The sequence below is a fragment of the uncultured Corynebacterium sp. genome (assembly GCF_946998835.1).
GTDB lineage: Bacteria > Actinomycetota > Actinomycetes > Mycobacteriales > Mycobacteriaceae > Corynebacterium.
The window spans coordinates 16,052-41,598 of sequence record NZ_CAMQAZ010000012.1 but is presented as its reverse complement, the minus strand read 5'-3'; the positions used below and the strand labels follow the sequence as shown (position 1 = coordinate 41,598).

The following is a 25,547-nucleotide window of genomic DNA, read 5'->3' as shown; positions in this document are numbered from 1 at the left end:
GCGAGAACTCGCATATTCTCCCCCGCGGCGTGGGACACGCAAGCTACTTAACAACCTCCGCCATCGCGCGGCCTGCCTGGCGGCCACTGAAGATACAGCCGCCCAGGAAGGTGCCCTCCAGCGCATTGTTTCCATGGACGCCACCGCCGCCGAAGCCAGAGGCCTCACCTGCCGCGTAGAGCCCCTCGAAGGGAGTTCCGTCCGGGTGCAAGCACTGGCCGTCCAGGGTGGTCTCGATACCACCGAGGGTCTTGCGGGTCAGCATGCGCAGACGAATAGCAATCAGCGGTCCATTCTTCGGATCCAGAATCGGTGATGGCGGCACGGAGCGGATGATTTTGTCGCCGAGGAAGTTTCGAGCCACATTGACGTAATTGACCTGGTAGTCCTTTGAGAACGGGTTACCGGTTTGCATGTCGCGCTGGCGAATCTGCTCCTCTAGCTTTGCCAGGTCAATCGTCGGCGCTGTGGCACCGGACGCTGCAGCACCAGGCTCCCCGCCCAGGCTCGCCTCCACAATCTCATTCATCCCCTCGACCAGCTTCGGCAAATTGTCTGCGACTACCCAGTCCTCGCCGTTATCCATGAATGCCTGGATAGGTGCGGCGACACCAGCAGTCACCTTGCCGATTAGCTTTTTGATCTCCTTGTCCGTCAGGTCCGGATTTTGTTCGGAGCCGGAGAAGATAAATTCCTTGGCCACGATGTTCTTATTCAGCACAAACCAGGAATAGGAATGCCCGGTAGAAAGAATATGCTTCATCGTGCCGACCGTATCCGCGCCCGGAATATACGGCGCAGGCAGGCGGTTTCCTTCCGCGTCGAACCACATGGCCGACGGTCCCGGAATAATACGGATACCGTGATTGGGCCACACCGGATCCCAGTTCTTCATGCCCTCGGTGTAATGCCACATACGATCGCGGTTGACCAGATTTGCACCGGCCTGCTCCGCAATCTCAATACCGCGGCCGTCAACATGCTCTGGTACACCGCAGACCATGTCCTTCGGCATTTCGCCCAGTCGCTCGGTCGGCCAGCACTTACGCACGGCTTCTAGGTTGCCGCCAACACCGCCCGTCGCAATGCACACGGCCGACCCGCGGATCTCAAAGTCCTCCCCCGTTTCGGCGCGTGACGACGCCACTCCCCGCTCCAAAGATTCACAGGGAACCAGAACCTTGCCACGCACACCGACGGCGCGGCCATCTTCGACAATCACCTCGTCAACGCGGTGGCGATGGCAGTATTCCACCAGCCCCTTCTTCGCTGCCGTAGCTACCGGCTCTGCGAAAACCCGGACAATCTCGGGGCCTGTGCCCCAGGTCAAGTGGAATCGGGGTACCGAGTTACCGTGGCCGTCGGCACGCCCTTCGCCGCGCTCCGCCCACCCGACGACAGGCAGGAACTTCACGCCGAGATTGCGAAGGTAGTTGCGCTTCTCCCCTGCTGCGAAGTTCAGGTACGCCTTGGCCCACTTGCGCCCCCAATTGTCTTCCTCGCGGTCGAACTGTGCGGAATTAAACCAGTCCGCCTCGGCGAGCTCACGATTGTCCTTGACTCCCAGTCGGCGCTGCTCTGGCGAATCGACAAGGAAGATTCCGCCGAGCGACCAGAAAGCCTGTCCGCCGAGGTTATTGGCATTTTCCTGATCGACGAGGATGACCTTTTTACCAGCCTGCGTGGCCTCATAGGTGGCGACCAAACCGGCGAGTCCGGCGCCGACGACAACGATGTCTGCAGTACGTGTGGTGCTCTGTGCGTTCATAGTTTCGTTTTTAGACCCTAACCACATACGCCGTGGTGGTTTTGCCTAAAAAAACGTCATAAATTTTTGCGAACCTTAATTAACTAGGGATATTTATTTAGAGAAATATCCCTAGTGGGGTCCTCCACCACCCCTAGGACCGACTACTAATGAGGCCTACGCGGCGCGTGCACGAGTTCGACCTGAACGAGCGTGACTTTTTCTGCACGCACAAGCGCTTCAAACAGCGACAGGTAGTAATTCCACAGCCTCCGGAACACTCGGTCGTAGCCAATGCCAGCGGCTTCACGCGCATGAGCTGCGAAGAGATCGCGTTGGAGCTGTAGTGTCGTCGCGAAATGCGTCGGAATGTACTCCTCTGCTGCAATGCGCAAGCCAGTTTCTCGGTCGACCATTTTGCGCAGCTCCTCCATGGTGAAAAGCTGTAACTGCGGCCATACGTAGGCGCGTACGAGGTCCAAGCTCCGCTCGGCAAGCGAATCGAACTTGTCCGTGGCTACAACCATTTGGACGACAATGGTGCCGCGATCGACGAGCAGACGCTCGGCACTCTTCAGCCACCGCAGCGCACCTGCACGGCCGAAGGTCTCCAAGCGCCCGACGTTGATGACCGCCTCGAAGTCGGATTCGAATTCGCGTGGCGACGGAATGTTGCGATCCATCTGGATTACGTCGACCGCACCTCGCAAACCGGACTTTTCTACCCGCTCTGTCACCGTCTCGGTATGGTCATCAGAGACCGTAATGACCTCTGCACCCGCTCCTCTTTCGGCAGCTCGAAGAGCAATTTCTCCGCCAGCCGAGGGCCATTCTGCAACGCGGTCGCCCGCCCGCACGCGAGCAAGGTCGAGCAGGTGCTCGATACTGCGCACCTGCGCATTCAAGAGATCGGCGCGCGTAACTGACTTCGGCGCATCAATATAGGTGACATCAACTGACCAATGAGAAGGTACTCCACCCTTTCCTGCGCCGCGGACATAGTTGGGAATCTGTTCACGCGACGACGTTCGCACCCCGGAAGCGAACAGGCCAGAACCACCCATCAACAGTTCGCCGGCATAGAGCTCCAGCAGTGAGGTCGGCAACTCGCCCGCCATATCCGGCCCATCGAGGCGCGGACGCGAACGCGCAACCTTCATAAGGCTCCGTGCTAGCGGCCCCAACGAGGCAATATCCAACTCCGCACAGAGCAAACGGCTGAGAAGCTCTGGCAAATCATCGCTGGACCACTCACCCGCGAGATAGGCCTCCCCCAATCCGAGCCATTCCGAATCAGCCAGTCGAGAATAAAAAACTGGATCAATGACGCTGAAAACGACTGGACGCAATGAACCAGAATCGTCGGAGGATTCACTGCCACTGCTGGAGCTGATGCCACCGACACCATCGATGGCCAAATCGGCATCACTCGTCGACCGAGTAATGAAAGACTCCCCGACAAACTCACCGGATTCAACCAGTTCAATGCCGTTATTCTGGCAGAGCCGCTCGAAAGAGCGCTCCATCACTTCAGCACGTTTCGTCAAGAAACGCCCCTCTGGAATACGCGCAACCCGAGGCCATCGCTCTGCGTCAATTGCCTGCCGGCTTGCCGAATTCACCCTGCCCGAGCCTCCTAACAATCGCGCCGCGTAAAGGTACGAATAACGAACTGAGTTTGTCCTCGCAGCCTACCGCGCACAGACCCAGAATAGGCGGTGGCGCACCGAGAGGATTACTATTGTGGCTTGCCGGCTAAAAGCCGAATCAAAACTTCGAGAACTTTAAAAGTCTGTGAGGAGAAATTACATGACCGAGACTCCGTACCGCCCGCATTCCGGACGTCCGCACGTGGTCGTCATCGGTTCGGGTTTCGGTGGCTTGTTCGCGGCGAAGAAGTTGCAGGACGCCGAGGTCGACGTCACTCTCATCGACCGCACTAACCACCACCTGTTCCAGCCGCTGCTCTACCAGGTAGCAACGGGCATCCTATCCTCGGGTGAAATTGCTCCGTCTACTCGCACCATCTTCGACGGTGTTCAGAACGTTCGTGTTGTCAAGGGCGATGTCACCGACATCGACGTCGAAAAGCAGATTGTGACTTCGGAACTGAGTCACCAGACTTCCAAGTGGGAATACGACCACCTCCTGGTCGCCGCTGGCGCTGGCCAGTCCTACTTCGGCAATGATCACTTTGCCGAGTTTGCTCCGGGCATGAAGAACATCGACGATGCACTCGAGATTCGCGCTCGTATCATTGGCGCATTCGAGCGCGCCGAGCTGACCGACGATCCGGCTGAGCGCGAGCGTCTGCTGACCTTCGTGGTCGTCGGTGCTGGCCCGACCGGTGTTGAGCTTGCTGGTCAGCTGGCCGAGCTGGCTAACCGCACCCTCGCATCGTCTTACCGCAGCTACAACCCGCACGCTGCACGTGTCGTGTTGCTCGACGGCGCACCGCAGGTTCTGCCGCCGTTCGGCAAGCGTCTGGGCCGTAAGGCTCAGAAGTCCTTGGAGAAGATGGGTGTCATCGTCAAGCTGGGCGCGATGGTGACCGACGTCAACGAAGAGGGCGTCACCTACAAGAATATGAAGGATGAAACCGAAGAGTTCATCCCGTCGTTCTGCAAGATTTGGTCCGCTGGTGTGTCCGCCTCCCCTCTGGGCAAGATGATTGCCGAGCAGACTGGTGCCGAGACTGACCGCGCTGGCCGTGTCATTGTCAACGAGGACATGACAGCTGGTGACTGCAAGAACGTCTACGTCGTGGGCGATATGTCCAACCGCGAGAACCTGCCGGGTGTTGCTCAGGTTGCTATTCAGGGCGGCGAGTATGTCGCTGACAACATTGCTGCCGAGGCAGACGGCCGCGATGTCGCGGAGCGCCAGCCATTCGAGTACTTCGACAAGGGCTCCATGGCCACCGTCTCCCGCTTCTCGGCAGTGGCGAAGATGGGCAAGGTTGAGGTCTCCGGCTTCATCGGCTGGGTCCTGTGGCTGGCTGTCCACCTGATGTTCCTGGTGGGCTTCCGCAACCGTCTCGTCTCCTGCGTCAGCTGGGGTCTGAATGTTCTGGACCGCAACCGTTGGCAGATGGTTTCCACCCGCCAGCAGATGTACGCACGCAACGCTATCGACCGTTTGGCCGAGCTCAATGAAGGCAAGGCTGAGCAGGATTTGCCGCTGGAGGTTCGTGACACCCGTCGCGAGCACCGCGCAAATAAGAACAAGTAGTTAACTTGCAGGTGGCTAGGTTAGAAAACAGCTAACCAAGGTTAACCGCCTGCGAGTTCCCTATCTGGCCCGTTACCGCCTTGAACGACTTGCTACAGCGACCTGCCCTAAAGAGACTTGTCGAGTACCGCAATTCGTAGGTTGGTGCGGGCCAGCAGTTTTTCATCTGCCTTGCGGGTGTGTTCAATGCGCCACAGTTGCATGGTGCGCCCCAAGTATTCTGGCTCGGCCGTGGTAACGATTACCTCGCCAGCGCGAGCTGAGCGGTAAAAATCGGTGTTGTTATTCACACCAACGACCGGCTTCTTCGCACCGCAGGCAACGAAACCGGCAAGTGAGCCAGCAGTCTCACCCAGCGAGCAGTAAATACCTCCGTTTGCCAGCCCCCACGGCTGCAGGTGGCTGGCTCCAACCTCCAGCTCCAGCTGAATTCGCTCCGGCCCAACATGGACAAACTTCGTGCCCAGCAAAGTATCCAGACCACCGATTGCCTTATCGTCTAACGTGCCATTAAAAACAGCTAGCTCTTCGCCGTTCAGCGCTTCCTGACTCGCCTTTGTCACCAGCGCCATGTACTTGCGCAGCCCCTTCATCTTGGCCGCTTCGGCGGCGGAAGCCTCGGAGGCTGTGGAGGCTGTGGAGGCTGTGGAGGCTGTGGAGCTAGAGTCCTGTGAACTGCCATTATTCGCAAAAGTCTCGTTAGTCATGTCACACATTGTGCCAGTTCGCACTATCGTTCGTGGCAGTTTTAGCATGAAAAGCAGCGGCAATTTCTGGCTCTCTGATACACCGAATCCGGACCAGGCTTTAATATGGTGGGCATGACCGATAACAATGAACTCGCACAAATTGGTGTCGTCGGGCTCGCCGTCATGGGCTCGAATATCGCACGCAACTTCGCTCACAAGGGCCACACCGTTGCCGTGTACAACCGCAGCCCGGAGAAAACTCGCGCTCTGATCGCCGATCACGGCGATGAAGGCGCATTCATCCCATCCGAGACCATTGAGGAGTTCGTCGCTTCGCTCGAGCGCCCGCGTCGTGCTCTGATTATGGTTCAGGCAGGTGCCGCAACTGACGCGGTCATCGATCAGCTTGCCGACGCGATGGAGCCCGGCGACATCATCATTGATGGTGGCAACTCCCTCTACACGGACACCATCCGTCGTGAAAAGGCTATCCGCGCCCGTGGCCTGCACTACGTCGGCACTGGCATTTCCGGTGGCGAGGAAGGCGCTCTGACCGGTCCGTCCATCATGCCGGGCGGCACGAAGGAGTCCTACGAGTCCCTCGGCCCGCTGCTGGAGTCCATCTCCGCTCACGTTGACGGCGTTCCGTGCTGTACTCACATTTCTTCCGATGGCGCTGGCCACTTTGTGAAGATGGTCCACAACGGCATCGAGTACGCGGATATGCAGGTTATCGGCGAGGCCTACCACCTCCTGCGCGAGGCCGCAGGCCTCACCCCTGCCGAGATTGCGGACATCTTCCGCGAGTGGAACGAGGGCGACCTGGACTCCTACTTGGTGGAGATTACCGCTGAGGTTCTCTCTCAGGTCGATGAGAAAACCGGCAAGCCGCTGGTGGATGTCATCGTAGATGCCGCTGGTCAGAAGGGCACCGGCCGTTGGACGGTGAAGGCCGCTTTGGACTTGGGTATTCCGGTCACGGGTATTGGCGAAGCCGTGTTCGCTCGCGCACTGTCGTCCTCTCTTGCTCAGCGTGAGGCTGCACGCGACCTGCCGTCGGGAAGCCTGGCCAAGGCCCCGGAGGATCGCGATGCATTTGTGGAGCGTGTGCGTAAGGCTCTCTACGCTTCCAAAATTATTGCGTACTCGCAGGGCTTTGATGAGATTAACGCTGGCGCCAAGGAATACGGCTGGGAGATTGACCGCGGTGCACTGGCAACCATCTGGCGCGGTGGCTGCATCATTCGTGCACAGTTCCTAAACCGCATCAAGGAAGCATACGATCGCAATCCGGAGCTTCCGGCTCTGGTGCTTGATGAGTACTTCCGGGACCAGGTCACTGAGTGCCTCGACGCATGGCGCGATGTTGTTGTCACCGCGGCGCAGATGGGTATTCCGGCTCCGGTGTTCTCGTCTTCGCTGGCGTACTACGACGGCTTGCGTGCGGAGCGTCTGCCGGCGGCCCTGGTTCAAGGGCAGCGTGACTTCTTTGGTGCGCACACCTACCAGCGCGTTGACCGCGAGGGAGCTTTCCACACCCTCTGGTCGGGCGACCGCTCCGAGATTGAGGCGTAAGCCTTAGAAACCTAGGGCCCAAATATTGTCGCTTCTCACTTTTGAAGTTAGAGAGTTCTGAAATGCCGTTTTCAAAGAAAGCACACCTTGATTTTGTGCCACGCGTTCTTTCCATCGCTGGCACGGATCCGACGGGTGGAGCTGGCATACACGCCGATTTGAAGTCCATCGCCGCCGCCGGCGGTTACGGCATGGGCGTGGTCACTGCATTGGTATCTCAGAACACCGTGGGCGTGCGCGCCGTCCACACCCCACCTGTTGACTTCCTCGTTGAGCAGCTGGCTGCAGTAACCGAGGACGTCACCATCGACGCGGTGAAGATTGGCATGTTGGGCTCACGCGCGCTCACACGGGCCGTCACTAACTGGGTTCAGGAGACCGAACCAGCCGTGGTCGTTCTCGATCCGGTTATGGTCGCCACCTCCGGTGACCGTCTGCTCGACGAAGATGCCATGGGCGCGATGCGCGACTTGGTCGCCGAGGCCACCGTCATCACGCCGAACGTTCCCGAACTGGCGCTGCTTGCCGACGTCCCGGAGGCCAGTGACCTCGATGAGCTCATCGAGCAAGCGTTGGATTTCGCGCAGAAGAACGATGTCATCGTGATTGCGAAGACCGGTCACTTGAGCGGCGATGAAGCGGGAAATGCCGTGGCCTTCCCCGATGGCCAGGTTTCTTTCAACTCTTCTCCCCGTATTCACACCGAAAACACCCACGGCACGGGCTGTTCGCTGTCCGCTGCTCTGGCTACACGGATCGGTGGCGGCTCTGCGGTTGATGACGCACTTCACTGGACTACTCGTTGGCTCAGTGAGTCCATCCGCTTTGCCGATGACCTCCATGTCGGCCAGGGCCACGGCCCCATTGATCATGGTCACCGCGCTCGTCGTTTGGAAAGGGTCGCGCTTCGTCGGATGCTGCCGGTCCGGCTGAATTCCAATGTTGCCCAGGGCAGCTTTGATGCCAACGAGATTGAACAGTCGATGGAGGAGGCGAAATCGTTCTTCGGCAACTCACCGGAGCTAGCTCCGGTTGGCCCCTTTACTTCCATGTTGTGGCGTGACCTCGAAGACATCATTGCCGAAATCGGCGACATGTTTAGTGTGCATTCGCTGCTCCGCGGTGATCTTTCTTCTGAAGACACCAGATTTTTTGTGGCTCAAGAAGCCTGGTACCTGCAGCAAATCTTCCCAGTTCTTTCGCATCTGGCCACTAAGGCATCGTGCCCGAAGGAGCAGGTTCTGTGGTCATCAGTCGCACAGGAAGCTCTTGTGCGCGCGTTGGAGTTGAGTAATAACACACTGGAAGAGGCCTCTTCGACACTCGAAGACATCGAGCCGACAACAATTACCCAACTTCTATTGGATATGCACACTTCCTGTAGTGCCTTCAATCCATATCGGATTGCCGTGACAAGTATCGTCGCCGAAATGTGGATCTCGGCCGAGTTGAATGCTCAGGGCAAATCCCTCGTCGACGAGGACTCCAAGATTGCGGATTGGGTTGGGATGTATTCTGACCCGGCTTTTGTCGACAGCGTTAAGCAGGCGCTCGAGGTTCTAGAGGAGAATATGTCGAAGGCTAGCGAGGCGGAACTGAAGACCATCCGCAACATCTTCCGTCGTGCCGCCGTTCTTAAGCGTGAGGCCTATGCCCAGCCTGGACGCGGTTGGTAATTTTCTTCGGCTGGTAATTTTCATGTTCCCCGGACGTGCCTATTACATGGCAATCCGAGGATAGCGGTATCCTAACAAACATGCCCCGTCCTGCTGAGTCCAGTGATTTCAGACAGTTGGGCACGCCGGAAGCGATTGTGAGTATTCTGCGTGCCCAGCACATAACTTCGCCTACCGCCGTACAGGTCGCGACATTGCCAGATGCTTTCGCTGGCAAGGATGTTCTCGCACAGGCGCCCACAGGCTCGGGAAAGACGCTCGCGTTCGGTATTCCGCTGGTCGCGTTGCTCAATGATGCTTCTCCGGCACTTCCTGGTTTTCCGCGTGCACTAATCATCTCGCCGACGCGTGAACTTGCAGACCAGATTGCCGACGTCCTCGCTGACATCGGTGCCGCCGCCGGGCTACGTGTCTTGAGCTTGGTCGGCGGAGACTCCGTGGCCAAGCAGCAGACGCTCCTTGCTGCCCCTGTCGATATCGCCGTGGTCACTCCGGGACGCGCACACGATTTGCGCCGCCGCGGCGTACTCAGCCTTGAGCACGTCCTCACTGTCGTCGTTGATGAAGCGGACATGCTTGCTGACATGGGCTTTCTGCCCGATGTTCTCGGCCTTGTCCGCGCATGCCCCAAGGCGGCACAGCGCATGGTTTTTTCGGCCACGATTAACGACGATGCCGCGAACCTGATTCGCGATCGCCGTACAAGTGACACCGAAATTGCGAAGCACAAGGTCACCGCATCTCGGTTGACCATGCGCAACATGCGCCATCTGCTGCTGCGAGTGGAGGACAACAACGAAGCCGACGAGGTTGTCGCCTGGATTGCATCCCGTAAGAATCAGTGCGTCATCTTCGCCAATTCAAAGGCTCGCGTTGTGCAGCTGGCCAAGTTTTTACAGTTCTACGACATCAACTTTGGTTTCCTCCACGGCGACCGTGGCCAGGCGACGCGCCGGGCGGTCCTCAAGGCGTTTACCGACGGGGAGATTAATGTCCTGATCACCACGGATGTGGCTGCTCGCGGTATCGATATTGATGCTCTTGATTTGGTTGTCCACGCAGATCCGCCGCGGGACTCGGCGACGTATATTCACCGCTCGGGGCGCACTGCTCGTGCGGGCGCTTCCGGCACGGTGGCGATGATTGTGCGCGACCGCCAGATTGATCAGGCCCGTGAATTGCTGGCTGGAGCCGGTGTGGAAGCCGAGGAGCTGCGTGCAGGTCCAGGGCTGCCGCGGTTTGTCAAGGAGCTGGGGGCACGACGTCCCCGCCGAGCCCGTCGGGATCAAAATCAGTCGGCAGGCACCGGCAGTGGTGCCGGTTACCGAGGACGCGGCGGTTCGTCGTCAAGCGGAAAGAATCGTGCTGGCGGTCGCGTGCACCGCCCCAAGCGAGGGAAAAAGAAGAAGAGATAATCAGTGGATATTGTTCTCAATATTGTCGCGGTTGTCGGCTTTATCGCGCTCACCGCTGGCACTGGCCTATTTGTGGCATTTGAATTCGCGCTGACTGGGTTGGAGCGTTCGACGATTGACAGCGATCTCGCGCGTTCTGCAGATGCTCCCGCCGAGGCTGTGCACAAGGCACATAATCGGCTGTCCTTCCACCTCTCTGGCGCACAGCTGGGTATTACGCTGACGACGCTGGCAACCGGTTTCCTCGCGGAGCCTGTGCTGGCTCAGTACTTCACGCCCATGCTGCATTGGATGGGGCTCAGCGAATCTGCGGCTGGCCCGACTGCACTGATCCTTGCGTTGGTCGTGGCCACGATGTTGTCCATGGTCTATGGCGAGTTGGTGCCGAAGAACGTCGCAATTACTGAACCGCTGGCTGTGGCACGTGTCACCGCTCGCCCGGTGATGGCGTTTAACTGGGTGTTCCACTACTTTATTCAGTCGCTAAATGCCTCGGCGAACTGGCTGGTCCGCAAACTCGGCATTGAGCCGGCGGATGAGCTGGCTTCGGCGCGTTCCCCACAGGAGCTAGAGGCACTGGTTCGCAATTCTGCGGAGCAGGGTGCATTGGATGAGTCAAAGGCTGCGGTGCTCGAGTCGTCGTTACGCTTTGGCGAAACCACGGCGGAGGACCTGATGACGCCGCGGTCAACAATTACATCTCTCGATGTCGATGACACAGCGCTGGACTTGCTGGCCGTGGCCATTGATTCGGGGCATTCCCGCTTCCCCATCACCGACGGCGACCTCGACGCCACAGTCGGAGTTGTCCACGTCAAGGACGCGTTCACTGTGCCTGCAGCGAAGCGTTCGACCACCACGATGCGGGAGATAGCGCGCCCAGTGCCGACGCTGCCACAGTCGCTGGACGGCGATGCCGTGCTGGAGGCTGTGCGTTCGGCAGGTTCGCAGATTGCGTTGGTCGCCGATGAGTACGGCGGTATCGCCGGCATTGTCACCATCGAGGATGTCGTGGAGGAGATTCTCGGCGAGGTCTGGGATGAGTACGACGACAAGGAGTCCGAGCAGGAGGTCAAGCGTGCAATTGAGGGCTGGAACTGCTCCGGTCTTGTGCGTACCGACGAGCTGCCGACCAAGGTCGGATACTTTGCCCCGGAGGGCAGCTTCGAAACCCTTGGTGGTCTGATTATGTTTGCACTAGGTCGCATCCCGGAGGTCGGCGATGTCGTCTTGCTGCCAGAGACCGAACGCGATTTCATGGACGAGTTCGAATCGGGCATCGCCGGCCGCTGGTACGCCCGCATTCTGGCGATGGATGACCGTCGCGTGGACCGTGCCATTTTGATTCCTGTGACCAACGAGCGAGCTAAGGAGATGTTCAACCTATGAGTGACTGGTTTGGAATCCTCCTGACCTTCTTCCTGTTGTTGGTCAACGCGTTCTTTGTCGGCGCTGAATTCTCGCTTATCGCCGCTCGCCGCGATCGCCTGGAGGCGCTGCTGGCTCAGGGCAAGAAACGCGCACGCACGGTTATTGATGCTTCCGAGCACCTGTCGATGATGCTCGCCGCGGCGCAGTTGGGTATTACCATTGCGTCGCTGCTGCTGGGTAAGGTCTCCGAACCGGCGCTAGCGCACCTGCTGGAAGCTCCCTTCCAGGCGATGGGAATTCCGGAGTCGCTGCTGCACCCGCTGAGCTTTGCCATCGCCCTGCTTTTGGTATCGGTGCTGCATATCATGCTCGGCGAGATGGTTCCGAAGAACATCGCCCTGGCTGGACCGGAGACAATGGCGATGCTGCTTATCCCGGTTCATATGGTCTTCTACAAGCTGACCAAGCCGCTGTTGCTGCTGTTTAACTGGTTGGCTCGCCATACGCTGAGACTATTCGGCATTGAACAGCGCGATGAGCTCGATACCACTGTCGACTCTACGGAGTTGGCATCGATGATTGCGGAGTCTCGTCAAGAGGGGCTCCTTGACAGCGAGGAACACGTTCGTCTTCGTCGCACGCTGGCATCAGCTACGCGCACCATCGAAGAGGTGCTCATTCCGCATGAGCAGATTCGCTGTGTGCCTACCGCACCTACTGTGGGCGACCTAGAGATGGCAGTCACCGAAACGGGATTCTCCCGGTTCCCGGTTGCTGCGGCCAACAATGAGCCCAACGAATACCGTGGCTATGTTCACGTCAAGGATGTCCTCGACCGGGTCATGGACCCAGCTTCCGGCCCGGAGACTGCGATTCCCGATGACGAGATTCGTCCGATGATTGAGATTCCCGTCGATGCCACGCTGGATGAGGGCCTGCGCATCATGCGCCGCTACAGCGCTCATATGGCAGTGGCTGTACGCGCTCGGATGCCGAAGGCTCACCTGCGCGCAAATGCGCCCGCAAGTATCACTCCGAAGACCAGCGTATTCTCCGGTGCCGAGCAGATTGGCATCGTGGCGCTGGAGGACCTCATTGAGGAGCAGGTCGGCGTCGTGCGCGACTGGACCCACGAGGTCTCCCCGCGTCGTAGCGGTGCTGCTAAGAGCGCGAAGACTGGCACCGGCAAGGCTGGAGCCGCGAAGACTGGCAGCGCGAAGGCGCCACAACAGCACCCGACAGTGCAGCCAACCTCGACCTCTCCCCGAACCCGACCGGGCAACTCTCAGGGACCTCAGCAGTGACCTCGGCCGGGACCTCCACAAGCGATTCGTTTTTCAATTGGCGCGAGGCAAAAGCGCAGCACATCGCCCGCGTTGACGCTCTGACCCGCGACCATCTGGCGCGTCGCAGTCGCGGCCAGCGCCACCCGGTCTGGGACTTCATCTTCGAGTACTACCCCGTCAAGCCCGGCCAACTCCGCCGCTGGTCGCCGGGGATTGGCGTGGACCTTCCAGGTGCCACAGCCAAGGACATCAGTCACCTGAAGTTCTTCACTCTCGATGCGGACGAGGCTCCCGACGGTTCCGCCACAGGTGAGCCCACCGATACCGACTCCGGGACGGCGCGCATGGATGTTGCGGCGTACGTCGATAAGCGAGGCACAACGGTGGCGTATATCGGCAACCTGTTGCGTGCGACGCGCGCGAATCCGGCGCACTTTGACTGCTTTGGCCTGCACGAATGGGCGATGGTGTACCATCAGCCCGAGCATCGTCATCCGGAGCCGTTGCGGCTTGGGCAGGCGGGCACGGACGAGGTCGTCGAGGCCCATACGGTGCGGTGTACGCACTTCGATGCCTTCCGATTCTTCACTCCCGACGCCGTACCGCTCAACGAGTTTGCACCCACACGTAAGACGCAGCCGCACTGTGAGCAGGTGGGTTGTCTGCACGCGAATATGGACTTGTATAAATGGGCGACCAAGCTCGGCGAGGCTGTCCCCGGCGACTTGTGGCTGGATACTTTCGAGCTCGCGTGCAGTGCCCGTGAGCTGGATATGCGCGCCGCTCCCTACGACCTGCGCGATTGGGGCTTTACTCCGATTCGCATCGAGACCCCTGAAGGCAAGGCCGAGTACGTCCGCCGTCAACGTGGGCTCAGCGCGCGCGCCGATGTTCTGCGTGGCCGCCTTCTCGAAGTGGTAGATGTGGCTCTATCCACACAGTAGAGTTGGCAGGAGATACATGCACGTTTGTGCTTTACGACGAGCTCCGCTGCTGCGTGGACAGTGCCGAGCACACTCGGCATAGAAAGGGCTAGAACGATATGGGACGACATGCCTCTGGTGAGAACAACTATCGGGTGGCTAAGGGGCCTTTTATCGCTGTCTTGGCCGTGATTGTTGTGGTGGCTGCTGTTATTGCCTGGGTAAACCTGCGCGACACCAACGATTCGGCTATCGATGCCGACCGCGCGCGGTGCACGAAGGGTGACCTGACGCTGGTGGTGACCTCCGACCCTGCGGCAGTGGGCTCCGCGCAGAAGCTGGTGCAGAACTATGGCGAGTCCAACCCCGTGGTGAGGGACTTCTGCGTGCGCCCGCAGATTACTGTCGCGGGCTCGCAGGAGGTTGTAAACGCTTTGTCTGCGGCCGATGGCGCTGAAGCTGGCGAGGGCCCTGGCGGCGCTGAAGAGCCTGCTGCGGAAGATCCAGCTGCGCCCGGGGCCGCTCCCGACCTGATGACTCCGGGTGTCTGGATTCCGGCCGACATCTCCTTCGTGGACCAGGCGAAGAACTCAGACAAGGTAAAGGTCAACGACCCCAAGGTATGGCTGCCCCCGATCACCAGCGGTGTGGCTTTTACAACTAACCGTGCTGACCAGCTGAGTAACGCTACTTGGGAAGAACTGGCCGGGTTGCATGTGGCGACCCCCGGTGGCTCCGATGCCGCACTGTCAGCTGTGGTCAACGGACGGCTGGGCGGAGGCCCGGATGTCGCTCACGAACGCGCTGACCTGGGCGAGGTCTACACCTCCAATACCCTGCTGACCATGCTCAGCCAGAATGTCGCCGAGTTCGACGGCGTGGCCGCGACCCAACCTATGCTGCAGATGGCTGGCGAGGGCCTGAAGCTGGTCTCCCCTGCGGATGCACCGCAGTTGCACGCACCGGTAGTCACCTTCGGCTCCGGCGGTCAGATTGATGAGAATACTGCTCGCGCGGCAGAGGACTTCCGTAAGTTTGCGGCTGAGCACGGTGCCAACGGTGAGGCCGCCGAGAGCAGCTTCAGCCCTGAAGTGGCTGAGAACTTTGGAGTGCTCTCGCAGATCCAGACGGACTCCTTTGCGCTGCCGCCAGCACTTGAGAACCCGGACGCGCAACAGCCCGCAACGGTGGTGGGCTCTGCTCTCCTGCTCGCCGACACCTCCGAGGGCATCGATGCCGGAGCGCTGTCCGCTGCTCTGACCGGCGCTATTGATGCGGCGCCTGGTGGCCGCTACGGCCTGTGGGCACTCGCACCGGAGGTGAACCGTCTCGTGGAGTTGCCTGCCTCCGATGATGAGGCCAACAATGGTGCGGACGCTGTGAAGGGTGCTCTGGCTGAGCTTCCGGTCGGTGGCGAGCCACAGTTCTGGCCGGCACTTATCGACGCCTACCAGGCCGCCCGCGACGCATACTCGTCCGACAAGCCCAACCGTCTTGTCGTGCTCGCCTCGGGCCGAGATGCTTCGGGCGCAGATGCCGCCGAGTCTGTTGAGAAGATCAAGGAACTGATTAGCCCGGACCGCCCGGTAACGATTGAGGTCATTGTGCTTCCCGACGGTGACAGCTCCAGCCCCGAGCTGCAGGAATTAGCCAATATTACCAATGGCTCCCTGCGTATCGCCGCTGATTACGGCGATGGTCTTTCCTCGCAGCTGGCTGCGGCAATCGGCACGGAGTAAGTCGAGGTTAGGTAGCGAAAAACCGCCTTCCATCTGGTTCCACCTCGGGAGAGAGAATCGGAACCTGCGCTGGAAGGCGGTTTTTCGCTACCTAACCGTTTTAATAGCTGTCAGGAGCTGTTAGGAGATGCGGCGGCGGCGACGCTCAGCCAGCTCGTCGATACCAGTGCCGGCGTTCTCCTGAGTGCCGTCAACGCGCTCGGAGGGGAAGGAAGCGATGGTACCAGTTAGCTCCTTCATGATGCCCGGGACAGCGATGCCGAACACACCCTGGCCACCGTTGAGCAGGTCGATGACTTCTTCGTTGGAGCGGCACTGGTAGACGGTACGGCCATCGGAAACCAGCGTGATCGTGGCCAAGTCGTCGACACCGAGGTCGCGTAGACGGTCGACAGCCAGGCGGATGTTCTGCAGGGAAATGCCAGTGTCCAGCAGGCCGCGGACAATCTTCAAAACGAGGATGTCGCGGAAGGAGTACAGGCGCTGGGTACCCGACCCCTTCGCGGTGCGAATGGAAGGCTCGACCAGCTTGGTACGTGCCCAGTAGTCCAGCTGACGGTAAGAGATGCCGGCTACCTGACATGCGATAGGTACGCGATAGCCAACCTGCTCATCCGGCCCCATGTCGAACAGGGATTCCTGGACCGCGCGTGGCTCATGCGAGTCCGACGCACGGAGCTCATTGTCGCCAAAGAGCGAACCGCTGTTGCTGTCGACCATATAAATTCTCCCGAGGTAGTTTCACTGCCGTTATTTATCTTTCGCCAAGGTTAATCGGGTGTCAATACAACATAAGACGACACGCCGAATCCCTAAACTTAAAGTTGAGGTTTAGAGTTTGGCCACATAGTTTCCCCAGGTCAAGCACAACCTGGAGGCAAAACCGCAGGACGCGATGAAACTATAACTTACGGAAAATCACCCCTTTTATGGGGCTATTTGGCGACACGCAAGTGAAAATAAGCGCCACAACTTCCCCAAAAGTTGCCAGGAGATCACTTAAGTCACATCTTTAACTGTCGTTATCGGAGTCCGAATCCGGGCCATTCTCCTCCGCATCACCATGTGGTTCCGCAAAGTAGTCAGCGTCAATGCTGTCGAGGAATTCCGCGAACTCCTCCACCGATGCCTCGACCGAGTCGGTCTCAGCGTCGTCGGCAAGCGAACCGCCATTGGTAGCGACAAGGCGCGCCGATACCGACGTGGCGTCGAGCACATCGCGCGCAACATACAGCGGGACTTCTAGCTCACTGGCGATAAGAATGAGGTCGGAGGGGCGCATATCAATCTCTGTACCGCCTTCAAGGACCAGACTGGCGATGAAAACACCCTCGTGCACGCCCGTAATCTGACCGCGCAGGGCGCTCTGCCCCACCATATCCAGCGTATCGACGAAGACCTCATGCATCCCCGGGCGGCGCTGCGTAGCACCGGTCTCACGGGCGGAGTACTCCGTCGCCGTCGCCAGATCAATCCAAATCGGGATAATCCGATTGGTCTCTTCGGCGTGCAGGAGGAGTACCGGGTCATCCTCAGGAGGATGCGCCATCCAGTCTAGAAACTTGACTTCTACGAGTTTTTCGTCCATAACAGCGTCAATTGTAGCGAGCCGCGACTACAGTCGAGGCTACTTCCCCAGGTCCTTATTCACCTGACGCTTGACCAGAGTGCCGTGCAGCGTGACCATCAGCGCGGTCATCTCACGACCCATCTCTACAGCCTTCTGCTTGCCGCTAGCTGCCCGTGACTTACTCAGTGGGCTAGCCGCCAACGACACCAGATCCGCCTCACGAGCCGCAGCAGTGCGCACGGTCTTGAGGTGACGGGCATCCAGCCCAAACTCCGAAAGCTTGACCGCCGTTTCCGTAATCAGCAGGTCATCACCATCGAACATGTTCAGCGTGTCGGGAGTAATCAGACCGACGCGAACCAATTCAGTGATGAACTTCTCGCTGGCACCCGTGCGCTCAGCCAGCTCGGCCTGCGTCAGCGACACCACCGCGGCTTCGCGGAACTGATCTGCTGTGACCAGCGGGGTGACCGAAGCCAGACCGTCGCCGCCCGCATTGCCCGCATCGATTTCGTCGAGCTGTTCCTTGATGACCTTCAGCGGCAAGTAATTATCGCGCTGGACAGTCAGAATGTAGCGCAGGCGGTCGATGTCCGCCTGGCTGTAGCGGCGATAGCCCGAGGAGCTACGCGACGGGCACAGCAGCCCCTCCGACTCGAGGAAACGAATCTTAGACAGCGTCACATCAGGAAACTCAACCTTGACTTCCTTCAGCACAGCACCGATGGTCTTTTTCTTACCCGTCGAGCGTGCCTGCTTCGCACCGCTTCCCGACGAAGCCGGCTGCGAAACCGCTGATTTGTGTACTGCTGCCACTGGTCTTTTCCGAGCCTTTACAAAAATAAGGGGGTTAATGCCGACAGGTGCCGACAGTAACCGATGCCGAATTAGTTACCGATAAGGAAGACGAGGCGGAACTTACCAACCTGGACCTCGTCGCCATTAGCCAGAACCGCGGAGTTCTTCGGCTCGCGGTTAACGTAGGTGCCGTTCAGCGATCCCACGTCGACAACCTCGTAGGAGTCACCGTTCTTGCGGAACTCTGCGTGACGACGAGAGACAGTCACATCATCGAGGAAGATGTCGCTGTCCGGGTGACGACCAGCGGTGGTAACTGCCTGATCGAGCAAGAAACGCGAACCTGCGTTTGGTCCCCGCTTGACGACCAGGAGTGCCGAGCCTGCCGGAAGTCCTTCAACACCGGAGACCGTGGAGTCGGTGTTAGAGCTGGACTCCATTTCCTTCAGCAAATCTGCACGGAAGACCGAGGTGGTCTCGACCGATGCCTCTGGCTGGCCGCTATTGCTAGTCATATCTTTCCCTCCGGATAACCTTGGGCGATTTACTCGTTACTTTTTAGATAATAGCGCCCCGACCGCTTCCGTGTTGCTATCCAATCCCAACTCTGTCGTGACGCAACTCACCAGCGGGGTGTGTACAACATGATTGATATGCGTAAATACCGACCTTTGGGGCCTTTCTCCGTGGGTGTACCTAAGCCAATCACCTGAAAAATATTTTCAGATTGTTACTAACGGATGGTTGTCGTTTACTTAAACCGTTTACTTAAACATCGCCGCGATCGAGCCGACGACGGAGCCGCCACCATTGCTCAACGGGTTGTCGTTAACCATGTAAGTCCACGTCGAGCTCGGGCGAGCAAGTCCCGTGTCCTCCAAGTGCGCACCGTCACTGTCAATTTCGACCTCCTGGAAGGTCTGTACCGACTCGGTAACCGCATTGTTCACCAGATTCTTGAAGGCACCGATGGCGGCGCGGTGGAATTCATCAATCGGGCTTTCCTTAGCCAGCGCGCGCAGGTGAATCGACTCTCGCAGGTCATCCAGATCCGCCAGGTGGTCCGACCACCCGCGGTCCAAGTGGCTCAGCATAATTTCTCGGGCAGCCTCCTCGGCGACCTCGCGCCCGACTGCGGCTTCGACTTCCTTCGCCCGCGCTGATGCCTGCTTGGAAAGTTCTTCCCAGGCAGCGGCGGTAGTCAGCAGCTTCTCGCGGCGCTCATCCAGAATCTCGCGCTGGTCGCCGATCAGCTTGTTGTACTTCCAGGTCGTCGCATGAATCGACAGCATGGTCGCCTCAGTTACTCGCTGCGCGCGATCGATGAACTGGTAGGCCCTCTTATCGCGCACCCGGCCATCCTCCTCGGGCATCACGCTCAGCGTCTCGCCGGCAGCGCCCTCGGAAATCACCGGATCATCCAGGGAGACAAAGAACACCGAGGAGCCCGGATCGCCCTGGCGCCCGGCGCGGCCACGCAGCTGGTTGTCCAGCCTGTCAGTGCGATGCTTGCCCAGGCCAATGACGCAGAGTCCACCACGCTCAACCACGGCATCGCGGTTGGATTCATCTGCTCCGCCGAGGCGGATGTCGGTACCGCGTCCGGCCATCTGGGTAGACACAGTAACGCAGCCAATATCGCCGGCATCGGCAATTACTTCGGCCTCCAGCTCGTCGTTCTTCGCATTGAGCACCGAGGATTCGATGCCGCGCAGAACCAGCGCATCGGCCAAACGTTCCGATTCGGCCACGTCACGGGTGCCTACGAGTATTGGTCGACCTGTGCCATTGAGTTCCACGACCTCGTCGACAAGCGCGGCGAATGCGTCGTCGGAGGTGGCATAGATGCGGTCGGGCTCGTCGTCGCGGATGCACGGGACGTTGGGCTCGATGACGGAGACGTGGAGCCCGTAGAACTCGCGGAACTGGTCACCTGCGGAGGTAGCGGTGCCGGTCATGCCGCAGGTGATGTCGTAGCGGCCGATGAGTTGCTGGATGGTCATGGAGTCCAGGATGCGGCCGCCCTCGGAGACTTGCAGGCCCTCCTTGGCTTCCACCGCCGCCTGCAGACCGTCCGGCCAGCGCTGCAGTTCCGCCACTCGCCCACGTGAGGCATCAATCAGCTGTACCTTGCCGTCGCGCACGATGTAGTCGACATCGCGCTGCAGCAGTTCGTGGGCGTGCAGTGCGACATTGACTTGCACCAGGGTGGTGCCGACGTGTTCGGCGTCGTACAGCGAGGGGATGCCGAGCAGCCTTTCGACGCGTGCGGCACCAGTGTCGGTGAGGAAGACATTGCGGCGGCCTTCGTCCACGGTGTAGTCGTCGCCGAGTTGCAGGCGGCGCACCACGTCGGTGATCTGTCCGGTCGGTGCGGCGCCAGGCTCATTGCCGGCGAGCACGAGTGGGACCAGCGCTTCATCGACCAACACGGAGTCGGCCTCGTCAATGATGGCGACGTCAGCTGGCGACTGCACGCGCTCTTCGATGGTCGGTGCACAGCGGTCGCGCAGGACATCGAAGCCGAGCTCGTTGACAGCGGCGTAGACGATGTCCGCCGCATATGCTTTACGACGCTCCCCCGGACCATCCTGCGGAGAAATAGCCGCTACCGAGAGTCCAAGGAACCCGAACAGCGGTTGCATCCACTGCGCGTCGCGGCCTGCGAGGTAGTCATTGACGGTCACGGAGTGCACGCGGTGGTCGCGCAGGGCGAACCCGGCTGCGGCCAGGGCACCTGAGAGAGTCTTGCCCTCACCGGTGGCCATCTGGATGACGTCACCCTCCATGAGCGCCAGTGCGCCTTGGAGCTGCACATCGAAAGGGCGCATGGACAGGGTGCGCTGGGAGACTTCGCGGAGCGCGGCTAAAAGCTCCGGGGCATCAGTTGCGTGTTGGCGGGCGAAGTCGGCGAGGTCGGCGTCGGAAAGCGCTTGTACCTGCGGTTCCAGCTCAGCGGCGCGTGCCACCAGCCCTACGCTGCGTTTTTGGTTGCGCCCCTGCTTGCCGCCGAGAGCCTTCCAAAACCAATTAAACCCAGCCATCTTCTCCCCTTTCCTGCGCACGTGTGGTTGTCGGCGCGTTCTGACTCACCAGAGTAATCAATCTGGACCGGCCTGCGGAGCACCAATCGCTGCCAGCGAATTTGCACCATATGTCTTTAGTCACATCTTGAGTTTGAAACAATGGTGTTAACACTTGTTGTGAGCATTTTCTTTTGAGAACCTTCGGAAGGATTTAAATCCCTATGGCAATCGAATTCATCCCCACTGCTGACTTGGTAGACGAAATCGGCCCGGACGTGCGTTCCTGCGATACGCAGATGCGCAACCTCGGCGGTCGCCTGGAGTTCTGCGGCACGATCTCCACGGTCAAGTGCTTCCAGGACAACGCACTGCTGAAGAAGGTTCTCTCCGAGCCGTCTGAGGGCGGCGTGCTCGTCATCGATGGTGACGCTTCCGTCCACACTGCGCTGGTCGGTGACGTTATTGCGGGGCTCGGCAAGGACAATGGCTGGGCTGGCGTGGTCGTCAACGGCGCGATCCGCGACTCCAAGCTGATTGGAGAGATGGACTTCGGCTGCAAGGCTCTGGGTACCAACCCGCGCAAGTCCACCAAGACCGGTGAGGGCGAGCGCGATGTCGTTGTCTCCTTCGGTGGCATTGACTTCGTGCCAGGCGAGACCCTCTACGCTGACTCCGACGGCATCGTCGTGCGCTAACGGCAAAATACACCGTAGACACAACCGCCGCCTCCCGGGAATTCCCAGAAGACGGCGGCTACTTTTGTTGTCGGGCTGACCGGATTTGAACCGACGACCCCCTCACCCCCAGTGAGGTGCGCTACCAAGCTGCGCTACAGCCCGCGTGCACCAAAGTGCAACGAGCTATAGGTTACACCATTGGTGTTTGAAGGCGGAAATCGCCCCAGGCCTCCGCCCCGCCTGCCGCGTTACTGCAGGTAGATAGTCACAGGAGTGGAGGTATCAGCCTCTTGTCCCTCCGGCGGGTCAATCGAGGCGACCTTGCCCAACAGCGCGGCCACTGAGCTGGTCTGGTTACCCTCAGCATCGACGACGGTGATGTTCTGGTAGCCGCTCGTGCGCAGCTCAATTTCAACGGCAGCCGGGCTCTTGCCCACAACATTGTCCGGGATAGTTGGCGTATCGCCACCCTGGCCTGGTCCCGGAATCGGCGGTGGCGTTTGGCGCAGGTTTTCCAGTTCCTTCTCCAGACGCTGCCGCGCATCATCGACCGTGCCGGACGGATCAATGCTCTCCAACGGACTGGTCGTCGTCTCGTCCGTCGTAGTCGTCGGGCTTGACGACGTCTCCTGCGTCTGTTCCCCCGCATCGTCCTTGGTGCCCGAGTTGAAGGAAAGGACCAGGGCTACCAGCGCGACGACGGCAACAATCGCAGCGATGGCCACAATGGCCACGGACTTGCCCCAGCCCTTCTTAGAGTCATCAGTGTTGCGGTTGTCGCTGCTTCGGTTGTCAAAGTTGTTCGGGTCGTCGTAACCGCCTGCGCCGTAACCACCTGCGCCGGCAGCGTACTGCTGACCTTGGTATGGTTGCTGGCCGGCCTGACCATAGCCTCGCTCTTCCTCCGAAAGCGGTGCCCAGTACTGGCCACTTCCCTGCGCGCCACTGCCCTGGCCAGATCCATAGCCATAGCCGGAGCCATAGCCAAGCCCATAAGCAGTCTCGTTACCCGGGCCAGCACCTGTACCACGCGAGTCATCGAATCGTGTTTGGTTGTCGCGCTGTAGGTACTGCGTCTCGGAGGCATCGTTGCCGAAGTACTCGGTCGGCTGCTCACCCGCGAAGTCGCTATCTGGGTTGTAGCCACGGCCGTCACGTCGCCCGCCATCGCGTGGAATGTAGTGAGTAGCGGAGTCGTCACCATAAGGGCTAAAAGGTTCGCGCCCATAGCTATTGTCCCGACCGTCGTGCTGAGCACCGTCCCGGTTATCGCCGCGCCTGACCATAGTCAGTTCTCCTTATCGCTAATTTCTTAAGACTCCAAATTGCCAACGAAAAGCCCAAAATGCAATCTGCTAAATCACATTTTGGGCTTTTCTCGGCTTTTCTCGGCTCAACTTGCGCAACTAGCGCAGCTAGGAGTGTCTAGCGACGCTTCTTCTTCTCGCGGACACGCACCGCGATGCGCACCGGCGAGCCCTCGAAACCGAATTCTTCACGCAGCTTGCGCTCCAGGAAGCGACGGTAGCCGTGCTCCAGGAAGCCGGTCGTGAACAGCACAATCACCGGCGGGCGCGAGGATGCCTGGGTGGCGAACAGCACGCGCGGCTGGCGACCACCACGCAGTGGTGGTGGGTTCTGCTGCATGATCGCGCGCAGCCAGGTGTTCAGGCGACCGGTGGAGATGCGCTTATCCCACGACTCCACAGCCTCCAGCATTGCCGGCTCCAGCTTCTGCACAGCACGGCCGGTCTTAGCGGAGATGTTCACACGACGGGCCCACGGCACGTGCGAAAGCTGTTCTTCAATCTCGCGTTCGAGAAGATCGCGGCGGTCCTCATCCATGAGGTCCCACTTGTTGTAGGCCACCACGAGTGCACGACCGGAGTCGAGAATCATGCGCAGCACGCGCTGATCCTGCTCTGTAATCTGCTCGGAGGCATCAACCAGGAAAATCACGACTTCGGCGTTATCGATGGTTGAACGGGTACGCAGCGAAGCGTAGAACTCGTGGCCCTTGGCGGTCTTGGTCTTCTTGCGGATACCTGCGGTATCCACGAAACGCCACAGCGCCTCGTCCATCTGCACCAGCGAGTCCACCGGGTCAACCGTGGTACCAGCCACGTCGCTGACCACTGCGCGGTCTTCACCGGAGAGCTTGTTCAGCAGCGAGGACTTGCCCACATTCGGCTTGCCCACCAGCGCCACGCGACGCGGCCCGGTCGGCAGCGACTTCGCACGCGGCACCTCCGGGAAGGCGGCCACGACTTCGTCCATCACATCGGCATTGCCTCGGCCGTGGAGGGCCGAGGTTGGGTGCGGCTCGCCGAGCCCGAGGGCCCAGAACTCCGCGACGTCGCCAAGCTGCGAATCCGACTCAAACTTGTTGGCGGCGAGAATAACCGGCTGCTCTGCGCGCTGCAGGCGGCGGGCCATGACCTCTTCCGTGGCGGTGATTCCGACGGTGGTGTCGACGACCATGACAATCACATCGGCGGTCTCCATGGCGGTCTCCGCCTGACGAGCAATCGCCGCGTGCATACCCTTCGCATCCGGATCCCAGCCGCCGGTGTCCTGCACCCAGAAGCGACGTCCGCCCCATTCTCCCAGGTAGGAGATGCGGTCACGGGTCACGCCCGGGAAGTCTTCGACAACTGCTTCACGACGGCCAATGAACCTGTTAACCATGGTGGACTTACCTACATTCGGTCGTCCCACAATGGCCACGGTCGGAAGGGCTTCTTCCTCTTCGTCGTTTACACCAAGTGCTGCGAAGGCGTTTTCCAGCTCTTCCCAGTCGGCATCATCGTCAATCTGGCCGGTTTCGGCGCGCTCGATGGCCTCGGAGATGATCGTCTCGTGGTCGGCAATCGTGCGGTCGATGAACTCGTCTGCGCTGGTGTGGCTGCTGGCTGTGCCCGGCGCGTTTTTGGTCTCCACGTTTGCGACCAGGTGTCCGGCGGTGTCGTCCTCGGAGTCTTCGGCGCCGTCAGCGTCTTCGTAGTCTTTGGAGTTCTCGTAGGAGCCCTCGAACTCTTCGTTGTCGACCTCGTCCCAGTCCATGGTGGACCCCGGGTAGCCGGCCTCCACGACATCGAGGACGTTTTCCACGACCTCGTCGATGTCCATCTCGGAGGTGTCCAGAATGAACGCATCCTCGGCTGGCTTCAGCGGAGAGGTCGCACGGTTGCTGTCGAGTTCGTCGCGGCGGATGACGTCGGCAAGCACAGTGTCGTAGTCAGCCTCACGACCAGCAGCAATGTCCTGATCGTAGCGGCGGCGGGCGCGCACCTCAGCGGAGGCGGTCATGAAAATCTTCGCCGGGACATCCGGGAGCACCACCGTGCCGATGTCGCGGCCCTCCACCACGCAGCGCACCGCCGATGCGGCCAGCGAGCGCTGGAGCGCGACCAGGTTGGTACGCACGGCCGGAATCGCGGAGACAGCCGACACGTTGCGGGTCACCTCCGGGCCGCGGATCTCGCCAGAGACATCCTCGCCGTCGAGGAGGACCGCAGTGGAATTCGGGTCATCGGAGACTTCCAGCGGCAGCGCGGCCGTCGCCTTGGCCACGGCTTCCTCATCGGTCGGGTCGATGCCCTGGCGCAGCACCCACAGGGTGGCCACGCGGTACATTGCGCCGGTGTCCAGGTACTTTGCACCCAGCTCGGTTGCGACCATCCGGGAGACAGTCGACTTGCCAGTGCCGGAGGGGCCATCAATGGCAACCAACAGCATGTCGTCAGTGTTCTGCTCGCTCATGTGGGCTCCTTCAGCTCCGTGTTGTTCGGCTGCGCGGTTTTCTTCGTTCTTTTTCACTAGTG

At 59.8% G+C, this 25,547-nt stretch carries 19 protein-coding genes and 1 tRNA gene; 9 read left to right on the top strand and 11 right to left on the bottom strand.

Going from position 1 to position 25,547, the window contains the following annotated elements:
- Window positions 1-43: 43 nt before the first annotated feature.
- Window positions 44-1,768 (bottom strand): FAD-binding dehydrogenase, encoded by a 1,725-nt coding sequence (locus tag Q0U90_RS05780; RefSeq protein WP_297452500.1) that lies wholly within the window; start codon window positions 1,766-1,768, stop codon window positions 44-46.
- A gap of 146 nt (window positions 1,769-1,914) precedes the next feature.
- Window positions 1,915-3,369, bottom strand: a complete 1,455-nt coding sequence (locus Q0U90_RS05775; protein ID WP_297452499.1) for a class I SAM-dependent methyltransferase — start codon at window positions 3,367-3,369, stop codon at window positions 1,915-1,917.
- Between the two features lie 187 nt (window positions 3,370-3,556).
- On the opposite strand from Q0U90_RS05775, the gene Q0U90_RS05770 reads away from it, so the two are divergent.
- Complete coding sequence (locus tag Q0U90_RS05770) at window positions 3,557-4,978, top strand: NAD(P)/FAD-dependent oxidoreductase (protein ID WP_297452498.1); 1,422 nt, start codon at window positions 3,557-3,559, stop codon at window positions 4,976-4,978.
- A gap of 107 nt (window positions 4,979-5,085) precedes the next feature.
- Here Q0U90_RS05770 and Q0U90_RS05765 read toward each other — a convergent pair whose 3' ends face one another.
- Entirely contained in the window at window positions 5,086-5,685 is a 600-nt protein-coding gene (locus Q0U90_RS05765) for a PaaI family thioesterase (RefSeq protein ID WP_297452497.1), read from the bottom strand.
- 114 nt (window positions 5,686-5,799) lie between these two features.
- On the opposite strand from Q0U90_RS05765, the gene gndA reads away from it, so the two are divergent.
- The 7 genes from gndA to Q0U90_RS05730 all read left to right on the top strand — a co-directional run bounded on the left by gndA (window position 5,800) and on the right by Q0U90_RS05730 (window position 15,652).
- Window positions 5,800-7,242, top strand: coding sequence for an NADP-dependent phosphogluconate dehydrogenase (gene gndA / locus Q0U90_RS05760; protein WP_297452496.1), 1,443 nt, complete (start codon window positions 5,800-5,802; stop codon window positions 7,240-7,242).
- A gap of 62 nt (window positions 7,243-7,304) precedes the next feature.
- Window positions 7,305-8,918: a bifunctional hydroxymethylpyrimidine kinase/phosphomethylpyrimidine kinase gene (locus Q0U90_RS05755; RefSeq protein WP_297452495.1), complete on the top strand. Its 1,614-nt coding sequence runs from the start codon at window positions 7,305-7,307 to the stop codon at window positions 8,916-8,918.
- A gap of 80 nt (window positions 8,919-8,998) precedes the next feature.
- Entirely contained in the window at window positions 8,999-10,333 is a 1,335-nt protein-coding gene (locus Q0U90_RS05750; protein WP_297452494.1) for a DEAD/DEAH box helicase, read from the top strand.
- Between the two features lie 3 nt (window positions 10,334-10,336).
- Entirely contained in the window at window positions 10,337-11,722 is a 1,386-nt protein-coding gene (locus Q0U90_RS05745) for a hemolysin family protein (protein WP_297452493.1), read from the top strand.
- On the top strand, window positions 11,719-13,008 hold the full coding sequence (locus Q0U90_RS05740; RefSeq protein ID WP_297452492.1) for a hemolysin family protein: 1,290 nt from the start codon (window positions 11,719-11,721) through the stop codon (window positions 13,006-13,008). Before Q0U90_RS05745 ends, Q0U90_RS05740 begins: the two co-directional genes overlap by 4 nt.
- On the top strand, window positions 13,005-13,934 hold the full coding sequence (locus tag Q0U90_RS05735) for a 3-methyladenine DNA glycosylase (protein ID WP_297452491.1): 930 nt from the start codon (window positions 13,005-13,007) through the stop codon (window positions 13,932-13,934). Before Q0U90_RS05740 ends, Q0U90_RS05735 begins: the two co-directional genes overlap by 4 nt.
- Before the next feature lie 98 nt (window positions 13,935-14,032).
- Window positions 14,033-15,652: a hypothetical protein gene (locus tag Q0U90_RS05730; RefSeq protein ID WP_297452490.1), complete on the top strand. Its 1,620-nt coding sequence runs from the start codon at window positions 14,033-14,035 to the stop codon at window positions 15,650-15,652.
- Window positions 15,653-15,772: 120 nt separating this feature from the next.
- Here Q0U90_RS05730 and Q0U90_RS05725 read toward each other — a convergent pair whose 3' ends face one another.
- The 5 genes from Q0U90_RS05725 to secA2 form a co-directional block, all read right to left on the bottom strand.
- On the bottom strand, window positions 15,773-16,276 hold the full coding sequence (locus tag Q0U90_RS05725) for a MerR family transcriptional regulator (protein ID WP_297452523.1): 504 nt from the start codon (window positions 16,274-16,276) through the stop codon (window positions 15,773-15,775).
- Between the two features lie 388 nt (window positions 16,277-16,664).
- Window positions 16,665-17,240, bottom strand: a complete 576-nt coding sequence (locus Q0U90_RS05720; RefSeq protein WP_297452489.1) for a bifunctional nuclease family protein — start codon at window positions 17,238-17,240, stop codon at window positions 16,665-16,667.
- Window positions 17,241-17,279: 39 nt separating this feature from the next.
- The gene (locus tag Q0U90_RS05715) at window positions 17,280-18,038 is read right to left on the bottom strand and encodes a MerR family transcriptional regulator (RefSeq protein WP_297452488.1); all 759 of its coding nucleotides are present in this window, start codon (window positions 18,036-18,038) and stop codon (window positions 17,280-17,282) included.
- Between the two features lie 71 nt (window positions 18,039-18,109).
- The gene (gene odhI, locus Q0U90_RS05710) at window positions 18,110-18,535 is read right to left on the bottom strand and encodes an oxoglutarate dehydrogenase inhibitor Odhl (RefSeq protein ID WP_005511304.1); all 426 of its coding nucleotides are present in this window, start codon (window positions 18,533-18,535) and stop codon (window positions 18,110-18,112) included.
- A gap of 249 nt (window positions 18,536-18,784) precedes the next feature.
- Entirely contained in the window at window positions 18,785-21,064 is a 2,280-nt protein-coding gene (secA2, locus tag Q0U90_RS05705) for an accessory Sec system translocase SecA2 (protein WP_297452487.1), read from the bottom strand.
- A 203-nt stretch (window positions 21,065-21,267) separates the two neighbouring features.
- Here secA2 and rraA point away from each other — a divergent pair, with 203 nt between their 5' ends.
- Window positions 21,268-21,741, top strand: coding sequence for a ribonuclease E activity regulator RraA (gene rraA / locus Q0U90_RS05700; protein ID WP_297452486.1), 474 nt, complete (start codon window positions 21,268-21,270; stop codon window positions 21,739-21,741).
- Window positions 21,742-21,811: 70 nt separating this feature from the next.
- On the opposite strand, the gene Q0U90_RS05695 is transcribed toward rraA, so the two are convergent.
- From Q0U90_RS05695 to der, 3 genes are all read right to left on the bottom strand, one after another.
- Window positions 21,812-21,885 (bottom strand) — tRNA-Pro (locus tag Q0U90_RS05695).
- 86 nt (window positions 21,886-21,971) lie between these two features.
- Window positions 21,972-23,009, bottom strand: a complete 1,038-nt coding sequence (locus tag Q0U90_RS05690) for a PASTA domain-containing protein (protein WP_297452485.1) — start codon at window positions 23,007-23,009, stop codon at window positions 21,972-21,974.
- A 139-nt stretch (window positions 23,010-23,148) separates the two neighbouring features.
- Window positions 23,149-25,485, bottom strand: a complete 2,337-nt coding sequence (gene der, locus Q0U90_RS05685; protein WP_297452484.1) for a bifunctional cytidylate kinase/GTPase Der — start codon at window positions 25,483-25,485, stop codon at window positions 23,149-23,151.
- Window positions 25,486-25,547 lie beyond the last annotated feature (62 nt).